General features: G+C 63.1%; 19 protein-coding genes. 13 read left to right on the top strand and 6 right to left on the bottom strand.

The features are described 5' to 3' along the window. From JWJ88_RS08635 to JWJ88_RS08620, 4 genes are all read right to left on the bottom strand, one after another. The gene (locus JWJ88_RS08635) at positions 1 to 432 is read right to left on the bottom strand and encodes a DUF6950 family protein (RefSeq protein ID WP_205293703.1); all 432 of its coding nucleotides are present in this window, start codon (positions 430 to 432) and stop codon (positions 1 to 3) included. Positions 433 to 558: 126 nt separating this feature from the next. Continuing rightward, positions 559 to 999 (bottom strand): GTA-gp10 family protein, encoded by a 441-nt coding sequence (locus tag JWJ88_RS08630; protein WP_205293702.1) that lies wholly within the window; start codon positions 997 to 999, stop codon positions 559 to 561. Then, positions 999 to 1,451 carry a phage tail tube protein gene (locus JWJ88_RS08625; RefSeq protein ID WP_205293701.1) on the bottom strand — a complete coding sequence of 151 codons (453 nt, stop codon included), beginning with the start codon at positions 1,449 to 1,451 and terminating at the stop codon, positions 999 to 1,001. The genes JWJ88_RS08630 and JWJ88_RS08625 overlap by 1 nt, the downstream gene beginning before the upstream one ends. Before the next feature lie 608 nt (positions 1,452 to 2,059). Then, the gene (locus JWJ88_RS08620; RefSeq protein WP_240200136.1) at positions 2,060 to 2,458 is read right to left on the bottom strand and encodes an HK97-gp10 family putative phage morphogenesis protein; all 399 of its coding nucleotides are present in this window, start codon (positions 2,456 to 2,458) and stop codon (positions 2,060 to 2,062) included. A gap of 43 nt (positions 2,459 to 2,501) precedes the next feature. On the opposite strand from JWJ88_RS08620, the gene JWJ88_RS08615 reads away from it, so the two are divergent. The 6 genes from JWJ88_RS08615 to JWJ88_RS08590 are packed head-to-tail and all read left to right on the top strand — an operon-like array spanning position 2,502 to position 5,626. Continuing rightward, positions 2,502 to 2,645 (top strand): hypothetical protein, encoded by a 144-nt coding sequence (locus JWJ88_RS08615; protein ID WP_205293699.1) that lies wholly within the window; start codon positions 2,502 to 2,504, stop codon positions 2,643 to 2,645. After that, complete coding sequence (locus tag JWJ88_RS08610; RefSeq protein ID WP_205293698.1) at positions 2,638 to 2,925, top strand: hypothetical protein; 288 nt, start codon at positions 2,638 to 2,640, stop codon at positions 2,923 to 2,925. Before JWJ88_RS08615 ends, JWJ88_RS08610 begins: the two co-directional genes overlap by 8 nt. After that, entirely contained in the window at positions 2,925 to 3,650 is a 726-nt protein-coding gene (locus JWJ88_RS08605; RefSeq protein ID WP_205293697.1) for a hypothetical protein, read from the top strand. Before JWJ88_RS08610 ends, JWJ88_RS08605 begins: the two co-directional genes overlap by 1 nt. Continuing rightward, a complete protein-coding gene (locus JWJ88_RS08600) occupies positions 3,647 to 4,375 on the top strand; it encodes a hypothetical protein (RefSeq protein WP_205293696.1) in 729 nt (242 codons plus the stop codon). The genes JWJ88_RS08605 and JWJ88_RS08600 overlap by 4 nt, the downstream gene beginning before the upstream one ends. After that, on the top strand, positions 4,375 to 4,566 hold the full coding sequence (locus JWJ88_RS08595; RefSeq protein WP_205293695.1) for a hypothetical protein: 192 nt from the start codon (positions 4,375 to 4,377) through the stop codon (positions 4,564 to 4,566). The genes JWJ88_RS08600 and JWJ88_RS08595 overlap by 1 nt, the downstream gene beginning before the upstream one ends. Further along, entirely contained in the window at positions 4,559 to 5,626 is a 1,068-nt protein-coding gene (locus tag JWJ88_RS08590; protein WP_240200135.1) for a tyrosine-type recombinase/integrase, read from the top strand. Before JWJ88_RS08595 ends, JWJ88_RS08590 begins: the two co-directional genes overlap by 8 nt. Before the next feature lie 222 nt (positions 5,627 to 5,848). On the opposite strand, the gene JWJ88_RS08585 is transcribed toward JWJ88_RS08590, so the two are convergent. Further along, complete coding sequence (locus tag JWJ88_RS08585) at positions 5,849 to 6,589, bottom strand: N-formylglutamate amidohydrolase (protein ID WP_205293694.1); 741 nt, start codon at positions 6,587 to 6,589, stop codon at positions 5,849 to 5,851. 121 nt (positions 6,590 to 6,710) lie between these two features. Here JWJ88_RS08585 and pyk point away from each other — a divergent pair, with 121 nt between their 5' ends. From pyk to pheS, 7 genes are all read left to right on the top strand, one after another. Further along, the gene (pyk, locus tag JWJ88_RS08580) at positions 6,711 to 8,156 is read left to right on the top strand and encodes a pyruvate kinase (RefSeq protein WP_205293693.1); all 1,446 of its coding nucleotides are present in this window, start codon (positions 6,711 to 6,713) and stop codon (positions 8,154 to 8,156) included. A 40-nt stretch (positions 8,157 to 8,196) separates the two neighbouring features. Next, positions 8,197 to 8,652, top strand: coding sequence for a hypothetical protein (locus JWJ88_RS08575; RefSeq protein ID WP_205293692.1), 456 nt, complete (start codon positions 8,197 to 8,199; stop codon positions 8,650 to 8,652). 108 nt (positions 8,653 to 8,760) lie between these two features. Then, a complete protein-coding gene (rpmI, locus tag JWJ88_RS08570) occupies positions 8,761 to 8,961 on the top strand; it encodes a 50S ribosomal protein L35 (protein WP_115754184.1) in 201 nt (66 codons plus the stop codon). Positions 8,962 to 8,973: 12 nt separating this feature from the next. Continuing rightward, positions 8,974 to 9,333, top strand: a complete 360-nt coding sequence (gene rplT / locus JWJ88_RS08565; RefSeq protein ID WP_011748559.1) for a 50S ribosomal protein L20 — start codon at positions 8,974 to 8,976, stop codon at positions 9,331 to 9,333. Between the two features lie 207 nt (positions 9,334 to 9,540). Next, entirely contained in the window at positions 9,541 to 10,902 is a 1,362-nt protein-coding gene (locus tag JWJ88_RS08560) for a cytochrome P450 (protein ID WP_205293691.1), read from the top strand. Positions 10,903 to 10,933: 31 nt separating this feature from the next. Next, on the top strand, positions 10,934 to 11,278 hold the full coding sequence (locus tag JWJ88_RS08555) for an arsenate reductase family protein (RefSeq protein WP_205293690.1): 345 nt from the start codon (positions 10,934 to 10,936) through the stop codon (positions 11,276 to 11,278). Between the two features lie 58 nt (positions 11,279 to 11,336). Next, positions 11,337 to 12,419 carry a phenylalanine--tRNA ligase subunit alpha gene (pheS, locus tag JWJ88_RS08550; protein ID WP_205293689.1) on the top strand — a complete coding sequence of 361 codons (1,083 nt, stop codon included), beginning with the start codon at positions 11,337 to 11,339 and terminating at the stop codon, positions 12,417 to 12,419. A gap of 146 nt (positions 12,420 to 12,565) precedes the next feature. On the opposite strand, the gene JWJ88_RS08545 is transcribed toward pheS, so the two are convergent. After that, positions 12,566 to 12,877 (bottom strand): TM2 domain-containing protein, encoded by a 312-nt coding sequence (locus JWJ88_RS08545; protein ID WP_205293688.1) that lies wholly within the window; start codon positions 12,875 to 12,877, stop codon positions 12,566 to 12,568. Between the last annotated feature and the right edge of the window lie 11 nt (positions 12,878 to 12,888).

Below are 12,888 nucleotides of genomic sequence, written 5' to 3'. Positions count from 1 at the left end.
CTATTCTCCGACCCGGAATGCGCGGATCATGTCGGCACGCGGCCTGCGCCCGTGCCCGGCTTCTGTCATCACGATCAGGCCGGTGGCATCGACAATGCAAAACGCCTGACCCAGCGGGCCATCGGCCTCGATCACGCCCACATCTCCGATCCGGGCCATGGCCGGGCCGATCTCGGGCAGCTTGGTCGCGGCGAAATCGGCCAGCGTCTCGCAACCCTCATCGCGCAGGATGCGCAGCGCCGCTGCGGGGCCGCGATACTTGCCGCGATAACCGACCGCCAGATCGACACCCGTGATGGCCCGCACCGATCCGCTGACCAAGCCAAGGGCGCAGTCCTGTCGGCCCCAGGCAAAGGCCTCGCGCCGCTGGCGGTCGATCTCGGCCGCAACGCCGATTGGCAGTTCAAGCGCGGCCTCAGGTGTTTGCGCCATTCCACATATCTCCCAATTCGCACAAGGCGTCGTATTCGGCGTCGGTCAAAGGATCGCCGTTGTAATGGTGCCCGCCGCCCTGAGACTTGTTCCATCCCTGCATGCAGGCCTGGAACTCCCAGAATGTCATTTCTTTGACTTGGGCCGGGGTGAAGCCGATGGCTGCGCCGTTACCGTAGACGCGGGAGAAGCGGATTCGGCTTTCTCCGTTTCCCCCTCGGCCTCCCCCAACGGGTCATGATCCTTCGCGGCGAAAGCACGGCTGATGATCGTGAAAGCCAGCAGGTTCAGGCTGGCAATATCAGCCTCGTCAAATGCCTGCTTGACCTTCCGCTCCGCGATATGCCGATCCATGCCAGCGCCGATAAGGCCCAGCCGCAGACAAGCTAGGATTTCCCGAACCCTGACCGGCGCATTCTCGAAGCCGCCTCGTTCATGGCCTTGGATTAGGCGATAGCGAAGATCGAGAACGCCCTGAGCGGTTTGGTCGTCAAGCGCCTCAAGTTCACCGATGCGCAGAAGAAATTCATCTTCCCCGCTCGGCCAGTTCCAGCGCAACGGCTCCATCAGGGGGCCGTCACATCGTTCAGGGTCATCTCACCATCCGACACGATGGCGATACTTGCCTGCGCCTTGCCGCCACGTTCGCCAGACACCTCGAAGCTGGTAACGTGGACCTTCCCGGCCCAGTATTTTCCATCCGTCACGTTGTCCGGGGCGCCGATATAGATCCGGGCATTGATACTTTCGGTCGTGTTGAAGGCATCCCACCACACCTCGACCGCCTCGGCAGCGAGAACGCCATTCCCTGACGCGTTGAAATCGAGACTTTCAACACCGCGCTCGATCCACGAAGCCAATTCTGGGTCATCGCAATCAGGCACGTTCACTTCGGTTGTATTCTTCGTAAAAGTGGCCGTGTGGCTTGTCAGGCCGCAAGGGCGGGTGAACTGGCCGGGGGTCGTGCTTTCCAGATAGATCGCGACCATCGACCCAGCATAAGTGACTGGTTTCGCCATGGTAGGCTCCTGATGATGTAGCACCTTGCCCAAGGGTGCGACGGAATGGGCGGCCGGGATCAGCCCCGGATTTCTTCGATGCGGTCGCCTGCCTTCTGGCGGCAGGCCCGCGTCAGGCCAGCGTGGACTTCTCCGGCACGGTAAATCATGATGATGTTGCGTTTGGGCGCCCACTCGAAAGTGCGAAGGACACGCCATTTCCTTTGTCTTGGCATGGAACTATCCTTCGCTAACCGTGGAGGATGCCTTGAGTAAAACTGTCCAATTCCTTGTTGCCGCTGCCTGCATCGTCGTAATCGCCGCCGGATCTTTCTGGCTGTATGACCGCAACCAAATGCGGCAAGCCGCGAAGGCTGACGCTGAGTTGCGCGAGCAAATCCGGGATGCGCAGCGATTTTCGGATTGTCGTGCTGCAGTCGGAGACTGGTATTCCCCCGGAGCGTTGCAGCTAGCAGGCACGGAAGGGGATTTGTCGGCTTGCGTTAATACCCTCGCTGATACGGCAGAAGAGGCTGAGGACTGCGCAGCACTGATTGTCGCGTGGGGTAAGAGCAACAGCGCACCCACCTTCGCAACGCGCGACCGCCTAAGCTACTGCGAGACACTGGTTAGCTCGTCCAGGCCTTCCGAACAGCCCGGCTGATAGCAGATCGAACCCGGCGACGGTTTGCTTTCCACGCCGGGAAGAAGAACGGATTTGCGGCCCGTGCCTTCGTCCCGAACTCCTGAATCCTCGCGTTCTGGAACCGGCCGCCGCTGCTATTGGTGACGACCGTTTTTTCGTCGCCTGCCTTTATCGAGACGCCGATAAAATCGCGCTCGCCCTTGCTGGTCGTAACCGAATCCACATCTTCGACACGGATGGATCTAATCAGATCGCCATCATCGTGAGGGGCAAGATACCGGGCGGCCGCCGCGACCCCCTCTCCCTGCGTGCGCGCCTCCTGCTTCGCCGCCAGTCGCACGTTGTAGAGGCGCCGGATCAGGTCAGCCTGAACCTCGTCCAAGCCCTTAACCATTTTCCACCATCGCCTCGACCTGCACGACGCCGTGGACACTCTTGCCATCGGGATCGTCCATGAAGCCCGCGCGATGGACCCGGCACTGGAAGCGCCGGCCGTCCTTCGGGGCAAAGGGTTTCTGCCGACGGCCGAGGGCGAAAAGCCCGAGGGATGCGAGGTGCGCCATGGCTGATGACGAATATTTCACAGTGCTGCCCACGTCCTGCACGATCCCGACGCGCGGCGCCCTGGCGGTTTACTGCGGCGACAAGCCGCGCCGCAGGGCGGACGGCTGCACGTCTATTCCGCTGCGGGCACCGCTGCTGCTGATGCCGCAGGATATGTGGTCCGATCCCGATGAGACGATGCTGAAAGTGGCCCATGTGTTGAACCGGCACGCTGCTGTCTTCTTTCCGTCGGCAGCTGACCGGCAGGCGGAACACGACCGAGCTGTTTTGGCGGGGGAACGGTGATGGCTGATCGCCCCATCCTTTTCAGCGGCCCCATGGTCCGCGCGATCCTCGAAGGCCGTAAGACGCAGACGCGGCGGGTGATCAAACTCGCCGGATGCAAACCCGATTATATCGGCCCACGCGGTTGCACGCATGACCCGTCATGCTGGGGCTGGGAGGACAGCGAGCGCGGAGATTATTGGCTGCTGAAACGCGGTGAAGGCGACAAGGGAAGATTGGACTGGTCAGACTGGATCGGAGCCTATCGGGTCGGTGACCGCCTGTGGGTGCGTGAGAAATGGCAGGGACTTTCGTTCGGGGATTACCAGCCCACCAAAAGCAGGACCTGCGATCTACGCTATGCTGCTGCCGATACGCTTGCGGACGCCGACAAGTCCGTCCGCGGCTATCCATGGCGACCCTCGATCCACATGCCCCGCTGGGCTAGCCGCTTGACCCTGCACGTCACCGATGTGTGCGTGCAGCGGTTGCAGGACATTAGCGAGGAAGATGCGAGGGCCGAGGGTGTTGAGACACGCCAGATACGGCCGGTTTATGACATTGGGCAGCCGGCTGAAACATGGTGGTTCGGGACCGAGAACGGCCGCGCCACGGGGAAATCCGCGTTCCGTGACCTTTGGGATAGTCTGAACGCCGAGCGCGCCCCATGGGCCAGCAACCCATGGGTTTGCGCCGTCTCATTCGAGGCCCGGGAAATCAACATCGACCGGATGGAGGCAGAATGACCCGTCCCCTTCGCGTCGGCATCTTGTGCGAGACCTCGGGCGTAATGCGCCGGGCCTTTGCCGCCCTCGGGCACGATGCCACCTCGATCGATCTTCTACCGGCAGAGGACGGCAGCAATCATCACATCGTCGGCAATGTGCAGGATTATCTGGACTATGGCTGGGACCTGCTGGTTGTTTGCCATCCACCCTGCACGCGCCTATGCAACAGCGGCGTCCGGTGGCTGATCGATCCGCCCAAGAACCCGCCTAATGATGCGACCCCCGCCGAGAAGGCAGTATGGCCGATCCTGTCGCGCGAGACGCGGCTCGCCATCATGTGGCGACTTCTGGACGAGGGCGCAGAGCTATTTTCAGCTTGCTGGAAGGCGCCCGTCCCTCGCGTAGCCGTTGAAAACCCGGTCATGCACAAGCACGGCCGTGAGCGCATGCCGGTAGATCTGCCCAAGCCCCAGATTGTCCAGCCATGGTGGTTCGGCGAGACGGCGTTCAAGGCGACCGGGTTCTATCTGCGCGGCCTGCCGCAACTGACCGCCACCAAGCGGCTGATCCCGCCGAAAGCGACAACCGAGCCCGAGCGGCACAAGGCATGGTCGGGGATCCACCGCGCCAGCCCGGGCCGCGACCGATGGAAAATCCGCAGCAGGACTTTTGACGGGATCGCCCGGGCCTGCGCCGAGCAATGGGGCGGATACGCCCTCGACCAGATCAGGAGGAGGGCGTGATGGCACGGCCAAGAGCGGTTTCGGGCACTGATATGACGCGCGCGCTGGACGCTCTTGCCAAGGCAGGTGTGGCGCCCGATCGGGTCGAGATCATTGTTGAGCCGGGCAGGGTGCGCATCGTGCCATTTGTTCTTGTCGATCCACCCAAGGCACAGGACACTCTCCAGCCGAAGGAATGGCCAGATGAGTGATGCGATGAAGGTTGAGTTTCCGGGCCTGTATGCCGAGAAAAGAGGCTCGCGAATTCGATATGTCGTGAGGAAAGAGGGTGACAAGACCAAGAAAACCACGCTCGCAGTCGCGCCGGGGCACCCGAAATTCATGGAGCATTACCATGCCGCGAGGGCAGGGGTCAGACTAGACGCCGAACCAGATGGCGTAGCCGCAATACGTGGCTCGGTCGGTTGGCTGGTCGACCTCTATATTGCAGAGATGGATCGCGCGGTCGCGGCGGAACAGATGCACCCTTCGACTTGTCATCAACGCAGCACGTTCCTGACGTGGCTGCGGTCGGAGGTCGGGGAATATAGCTTGGCGATGCCACAAAGCCAGTTGATCCTGCTACGCGATAAGAAGGCTGATACACCGGGCGCCGCCGACAATTTTATCAAAGCGGTTCGCGCGATGTATGATTGGGGGGAGCGCCGCAAGCACGCTCGCAGCAATCCCGCGGCAGGCATAAAGAAAATAAACCAAGGCACCGGGGCCAAACCATGGACGCTTGACGACTTGCAGGCCTTCCGCAAACGCTATCCTCTCGGCACGATGGCTCACCTTGCCCTCACACTGTTCATGTTCACAGCTTGCCGGATTGGGGACGTGGTCAACCTCGGCCGGAAAAATGAGGTGAAGCGGGATGGGGCCGTTTGGCTTGACTGGCAGCCAGAAAAGAAGGGATCGACCCGCGTGCAAATCCCGATCTTGCCCCCGTTGCTTAAGGCAATACGGGCTCAGTCGGTCGTAGGTCCCACCTATCTCCTGACCGAACAGGGGCAGCCATTCAGCTCGAAGAACTCATTTGGCAACAAGTTCGCGGACTGGACGGGGAAGGCTGGACTTGAGGGGCTCTCCTCTCATGGGATCAGGAAGGCGGCGGGGGAACTACTGGCGCTGAATGGTGCCAGCCAATACCACATCATGGCTGTCCACGGCCACGCCAGCGCTAAGACCAGCGAGATCTATACCCAAGGCGCGGATCGCGCGAGGCTGGCGGATCAGGCGATGCAAAAGCTTGCCGGAATGGATTGGTAAGTGGGGGCACCCTCAACGTAACCGATTGTTTCTATTTGGGTGCTATCGCGGGAAAATGGTGGCACTACTGCGTTGATTTTGTAATATTTTTCGCGATTTTTAGATGCCCTCCGGGCCTACCACCCCATCCCCTTTCCGTTGATCTTTCCATGGTCTGTAAAACCGGATGCGGTGCCCGGCGCGGGCGCTTCTGGCGGGGCAGTCCTGCCGGCTGTGGTTTGCTCAGACGCCGTGCCGTGTCAGAAAGCCCTCCAGCACCCTGGCCAGACGGTCTGCCCAAAGCTGCTGGCCGGCCTCGTCAGCGATCAGGTCGTTCCTGACCTCGATCAATATGTTCGGCCGGCCATGCGCCAACGCGTGGCGGTCGATGGAATCGCCATCCAGATGGCCGGAATAGGGCTCGTTCTCGCCGGTGATCCAGCCAAGATCGCGGCATTCGCGCACCAGTGCCGGGCCCAGCCGCTTGTCGCGATGTGAATAAAGCACCCCGACCGCCCAAGGCCGGCGCGGACGGCCACGCAACTGGCGGGTAAAGCTGTGGATGGCGCAGATCGCCCGGTGGGGGTGCGTCGCCGCCAGTGCGGCATAGGCGGCGTGGTAGGGACGGTAAAGCTGCTCAAGGCGACGCTCGCGCTCGGCCGGGTCGATGTGGCGGTTGGCGGGAATGACCGTGCCGTCATAGATGCGCATCACCAGTGTGGGGTCGTCCTCGCCCCGATTGGGATCGATCACAAGACGCGAGAAATCCGACAGGATTGCCGGCGCGTCCAACCGCTCGGCCAGCGCACGGGTCAGCCCTGCGGCGCCCACGTCATATGCAATATGACGGGCCATGTCCCGCGGCGCGATGCCCAGATCGCCGCCGCCGATCCAGACCGGCACGCGGTTCGTCGCATGGTCGCAAGTGATCAGCCAGCGCGAGGGCCGGTCTTCGCCGATCGTGGAATAGGGCTTTGCCGTCATTCGTCCGTCGCCTTTTGTGTAGAAAGCTTTAGGCAATTACGAAACCAAGCACCAGTTGCCGCAGCCGGCCCGATAGGCCATAACTATGGCGAAGATAGCGCAAACATGGATGGAGAGACGGATGAGACGGCATCGCAAGGTCAAGATCGTGGCAACCTTGGGCCCGGCATCCAGCGATTTCGCGACCATCCGATCTCTATTCGAGGCCGGCGCGGACGTATTCCGCCTGAACATGAGCCATGGCACGCATGAGGAGCAGCGCGCGCGCTACGACATCATCCGCAAGGTCGAGGCCGAATCGGGCCGGCCCATCGCCGTGCTTGCCGACCTGCAAGGACCAAAGCTGCGCGTCGGCACCTTTGCCGAAGGGCCGCATGATCTGGCTGAAGGGCAGTCCTTTCGGTTTGATCTGGACCCGGCGCCGGGTAATGCCAGCCGCGTGCAATTGCCGCACCCCGAGATTTTTGCCGCGCTGGAACCCGGGGCCGAGCTTCTGGTCAACGACGGTAAGATCCGCCTGCGTGTCAGGGATTGCGGGCCAGAGTTTGCCGATTGCACGGTAACTGCCGGCGGCGCGATTTCGAACCGCAAGGGTGTGAACGTACCCGATGTGGTTCTGCCGCTGGCGGCGCTGTCGGAAAAGGACCGGGCCGATCTGGAGTTCGCCTGCGAAATGGGGGTGGACTGGCTGGCGCTGTCCTTTGTGCAGCGGCCCGAGGACGTGATCGAGGCGCGTGAGTTGACCAAGGGTCGCGCAGCCATCCTGTCCAAGATCGAGAAACCTGCCGCCGTTCGCGCATTCAGTGAAATCCTCAAGGTCTCGGATGGGATCATGGTTGCGCGGGGTGATCTGGGGGTGGAACTGCCGGTGCATTCCGTGCCGCCCATCCAGAAACGGCTGGTGCGCGCCTGCCGCGCGGCGGCCAAGCCGGTGATCGTCGCGACCCAGATGCTGGAGTCGATGATCGAAAGCCCCATGCCTACCCGCGCTGAGGTTTCGGACGTTGCCACCGCCATTTACGAGGGTGCTGATGCGGTGATGCTTTCTGCCGAAAGCGCTGCAGGTGCCTATCCGGTCGAGGCCGTCGCCACCATGGACAACGTGGCCCGCTCGGTCGAGGGGGATCCCACTTATCGCGACATCATCGAAAGTTCGCGCAGCGCCAAGCGTCAGACCGTTGCCGACGCCATGGTGGCCGCCGCGCGCGAGATCGCCGAAACCACCGATATTTCCTGCATCTGTGCCTATACCCAATCCGGGACCACTGCCAGCCTGACCGCGCGCGAGCGGCCACGGGTACCGATTGTCGCCATGTCCTCGGAACAGGGCACGCTGCGCCGGCTGTGCCTGACCTGGGGCACGCATTGCGTCCAGACCCCCTCGCTGGAACGGTTCAAGCAAGCGGTGGTAAACGCGGCCAAGGCGGCGCGGGATTTCGGCTTTGCCGACGAATCGAACCAGATCGTCGTCATGGCCGGGGTGCCCTTCAACGTGCCGGGTACGACCAACATTCTGCGCATCGCTCCCTGCGACGAGCGCTTGATCTATCGCACCGATCCAGAATAAGGCGCAGTTCCAGATAGATCTGCAACGGAAAGGTGATCAGATGATCGACATCCTGCTGCTGGCCGGCGTGGCGCTTTGCGCGCTTTCGGTCCTTTTGGCCATCATTTCGGTGGTTCGCACGCAGGCGCCGCGCGGCGCTGCTATTGCGCTGGCACTGGGGCTGGTGCTGCTTTTCGTGGGCAGCTGGCGCGATCCGCGGCAACTGGGCCTTCAGACGCTGTATGAAAGCTGGCACCGGTTGGTGAACGGTCAGGTTGCGCTGGGTACCGATCCGGTGACAGCGCCCGCCTCCGAGACTGCGGATGTGCAACCCGCCGCGGAGACGCCGGCTGTCGAGGCGCCCGAGGCCGATACCCCGGCGGCGGAAGAGCCTGCCCCCGAGGTTGCGCCCGCCGATATCCCCGCCGCCGAAAGTGCGGCTGACACCCCTGCCGAGGGCGCGCCTGATGCGACCACGGACGCGACCGAGGGCGAGGCATCGGCCGAAGGCCAATAACACTTGCCAATCCGCGCGTGCCCGCCTATAGGGCACGCTTCCACCCACGCGGCCGGCCGAGATGGCATTGCCGAGTCGCGTGTTCACTCTGACCGCAAGGAGAGTAAAATGCCGAAGATGAAGACCAAAGCGGCCGCCAAGAAGCGGTTCTCGATGACGGCGACGGGCAAGGTCAAGGCCGGCCCGGCAGGCAAGCGCCATGGCATGATCAAGCGCTCGACGAAATTCATCCGCGACGTGACCGGGACGATGATCCTGTCCGATGCGGACGCGAAGATCGTCAAGAAATACATGCCTTACAACCGCTAAGGAGAACCGGACATGGCACGAGTTAAATCGGGTAAGATCACCCACGCCCGTCACAAGAAGGTTCTGGACGCGGCCAAGGGCTATTATGGCAACCGTTCGCGCAACTTCCGCACCGCGACCCAGGCTGTCGATAAGGCCAACCAATACGCGACGCGCGACCGCAAGACGCGCAAGCGCAACTTCCGCGCGCTGTGGATCCAACGCATCAACGCGGCCGTTCGCGCGGTGGATGCCGAGATGACCTATTCGCGCTTTATCGCCGCGCTGGCGAAAGCCGGGATCGAGGTGGACCGCAAGGTCCTGGCTGATCTGGCCGTTCACGAGCCCGAGGCATTCGCAGCAGTCGTTGCCCAGGCAAAAGCCGCCGCCTGATCCGGGCAGCAGGCTGAACCGACAAGACCCGCGTCGAGAGGCGCGGGTTTTTTCATGTCGAGCTTTGGGAGAGGGACGGGGGCTCTGCCCCCACACCGGGTCGACCCCTTGATGGGGCCGGCCCGGCGTTCCTCCGGGATATTTTGGCACGAAAGAAATGGATCAGGTCGGCGGGAACTTTGCCCGGCTTGGCGGGTTCTGCCGGAGATGCCCTTGGATCGTCCGCTCATTCGCTATCCTGCCCGTGTTCCCCTGCATCGCGAGCCGATGGGGATCGTCGCCAGTGCCGTCACGGCGCGGCGCAATGTGCTGGAACTGATCCCCGAGATCGCCACCCGCCAGCCCATGGTATCCGGCAAGACCGGAAAGCGCTGGCACATGGTCATGGACCCCGAAGCGCTGTGCCAGGTGCTGAAGGATCGCGTGGCGGATTACCCGAAATCTCTGGTGACGCGGTTGATTCTGGAACCGGCCATAGGCAGTTCGATGTTCGTGGCCGAGGGTGCGCATTGGCGTTGGCAGCGCCTTGCCGCCGCGCCCGCCTTTGCCCAGCGGCATGTCGAGGCGCTGGCCCCGGTGATGACTGCCGCCGCCGAAGCCAGCGTCCGCCGGCTTGCTGCCTCGGGCGCCGTGGTCGATGTCTTTGCCGAGACGGTCGCGGCCACGTTCGAGGTGATTTCGGATGTAACCTTTTCCGGCGACGAGGGTTTTGACCGTGACGCGGTGCATCAGGCCATCGACGCCTATATCGCCGGCACCGCGCGGATTTCGGTGCTGGATATATTGGGGCTGCCCGGCTGGATTCCCCGGCCGGGACGGCTGTTCTCGGGCGGCGATCTTCGGCGGATGAAGCGTGTCGCGGACGAGGCGATCAGCGCCCGCGCCCGTAGCGGTCCGCGGCCGATCCCTGATCTGCTGGACCTGTTGCGCGCCGGCGAGGACCCCGAGACGCATCGCCGCATGACCCCGGCCGAGTTGCGCGACAACCTGCTGACCTTCATCGTGGCCGGGCATGAGACCACGGCGCTGACGCTGGCCTGGGCGCTTTATCTGCTGGCCTTTGATCCGCAGGTTCAGGACCGGGCCGCCATCGAGGCCGGATCGATTCTGGGCGACCGGGCGGCGACTGTCGCCGATCTGCCGCATCTGACCTATATCCGTCAGGTGGTCGAGGAGGCGTTGCGGCTTTATCCTCCTGCCGCCTTTCTGTCGCGCACCGCCCGCATCCACGACACTCTGGGAGGGCGCGAAGTGCGGCCCGGCGACACGATCATGCTGCCGATCTATGCCCTGCATCGCCACCATATGCTTTGGGAGGACCCGGATCGTTTCGATCCCGACCGTTTTGCCCCCGGCGCGGTGCGCGATCGCTTTGCCTTTCTGCCCTTCGGCGCCGGTCCCCGGATCTGCATCGGTGCCAGTTTTGCCATGCAGGAGGCAATTATCATCCTGGCGACGCTGGTTGCCCGATTCCGCTTTGAGCTGACTGCGCGCCAACCCCAGCCGCGCATGATCCTGACGCTGCGGCCGCAGGGCGGGGTGTGGCTGAAGGTCACCGAACGCTCTTGAAAGCCCGTCCGGCGCGGGTCAATGTCCGGGCATGATCACCATTTATCACAAACCGACCTGCTCGACCTCGCGCAAGGTCCTGCAGATGATCCGCGACGCTGGCCATGAGCCGGAGGTTATCGACTATGCCCGCGACGGCTGGACCCGCGCCCAGCTTCTGGGCCTGTTTGCCGCAGCCGACGTGTCCCCGCGTCAGGCCCTGCGCGTCAAGGGCACGGATGCGGGGACACGCGGGCTGACGCAGGCCAGCGACGAGGATATCCTGTCCGCCATGGTCGAAAACCCTTTGCTGGTCGAGCGCCCCATTGTTTGCGGCCCCGGCGGTGTGCGGCTTTGCCGTCCGCCCGAGCTGGTGGCGCAGACCTTCGGTCGCTGAGGCTTTTCCCTGCGGCGCCCGCGTGCTAATCGGCGCGGGAACCGCAAGGAAGCCTGCCATGTCCGACCTTACCACCCTTCGCCAGTCCTATCTCGACCGTATCTCAGCCGCCACCGATACCGAGGCGCTGGAACAGGTGCGTCTGGCCGCCCTTGGCAAAAAGGGCGAGATCAGCGGCATGATGAAGGAACTGGGCCGGATGACGCCGGAAGAGCGCCAGACAACCGGTGCCGGCCTGAACCGCCTGAAGGACGAGATCGACGCCGCCTTGCGCGCCCGTCGTCAGGGGTTGGAGGATGCGGCGCTGGACGCCCGGCTGAAGGAAGAATGGCTGGATGTGACCCTGCCGGGCCGTCCGCGCCCCCAAGGCACCATCCATCCCATCAGCCAGGTGACCGAGGAGGTTACCGCGATCTTTGCCGATATGGGATTTCGTGTGGCCGAGGGGCCGCAGATCGAAAGCGACTGGTTCAATTTCGACGCGCTGAACATCCCGCCCGAGCATCCCGCCCGGCAGGAACACGACACATTCTTCATGGCGCGTGGTGCCGATGACCCGCGCCCGCCGCATGTGCTGCGAACCCATACCTCGCCGGTGCAGATCCGGGCCATGCAGGCCACGGGCGCGCCGATCCGGGTGATCTGTCCGGGCCGCGTCTATCGCATGGACATGGACCAGACCCATACGCCGATGTTCCATCAGGTCGAGGGGCTGGCCTTGGGCAAGGATATCTCGATGGCGAACCTGAAATGGACGCTGGAGGAATTCTGCCGCGCCTTTTTTGAGGTGGACGAGGTTGAGTTGCGGTTTCGCGCCTCGCATTTCCCCTTCACCGAGCCCTCGGCCGAGGTCGACATCCGTTGCTCATGGGAGGGCGGTAAGCTGACCATCGGCCAAGGCGAATCCTGGCTGGAGATCCTCGGCTCGGGAATGGTTCATCCCACGGTGCTGGCTGCCGGCGGGATCGACCCCGAGGAATGGCAGGGGTTTGCCTTCGGCATGGGCATCGACCGCATTGCCATGCTGAAATACGGCATTCCCGACCTGCGTGCGTTCTTTGAAAGCGACTTGCGTTGGCTGCGGCATTACGGCTTCGCTCCCGGCGATGTGCCCAGCGTTGCAGGTGGGTTGAGCAGGTAAGCTATAGTTACCCGCGACAGGTTGGCGGCTGATCGGTGCCCGGTTGACCACGGGCGCCTTCGCTGCTGATCGGGCTTCGCGTGTTGATGGGCCACCGGCATGGTTGGAACCCACGCGGTTCTTTTGGGCCGCGCCTTGCACTGGGCTTACCCAAGGGAAGAGCCTAGCCGCCGCCTGATCTCGTCCTTGTCGTCCTGGATCATGCCGGGGATCAGGAACAGGTCGATCAGTGCCCACAGGCAGACCAGGCCGACGAGCGGCCAGCCGATCAGCACCGGCGTCAATAGCCAGCCAAGTCCCCAAAGAAACAGCATCACAAGGCCGCTGACCCAGCGGCCCAGATACATCCGATGCGCGCCGAAGCCCCACAGCAGCAGCGCCAGCAGATAGGCCACCAGCGGCGATCGCGCGTCATTTGCCACCCGATGTTCGATCAGCAATTCCCTGTGGTTGTCCATCGACCCCATGT

This window comes from Paracoccus methylovorus (assembly GCF_016919705.1).
GTDB classification, from domain to species: Bacteria; Pseudomonadota; Alphaproteobacteria; order Rhodobacterales; family Rhodobacteraceae; genus Paracoccus; species Paracoccus methylovorus.
This window is presented reverse-complemented; position numbering and strand designations above follow the sequence as displayed.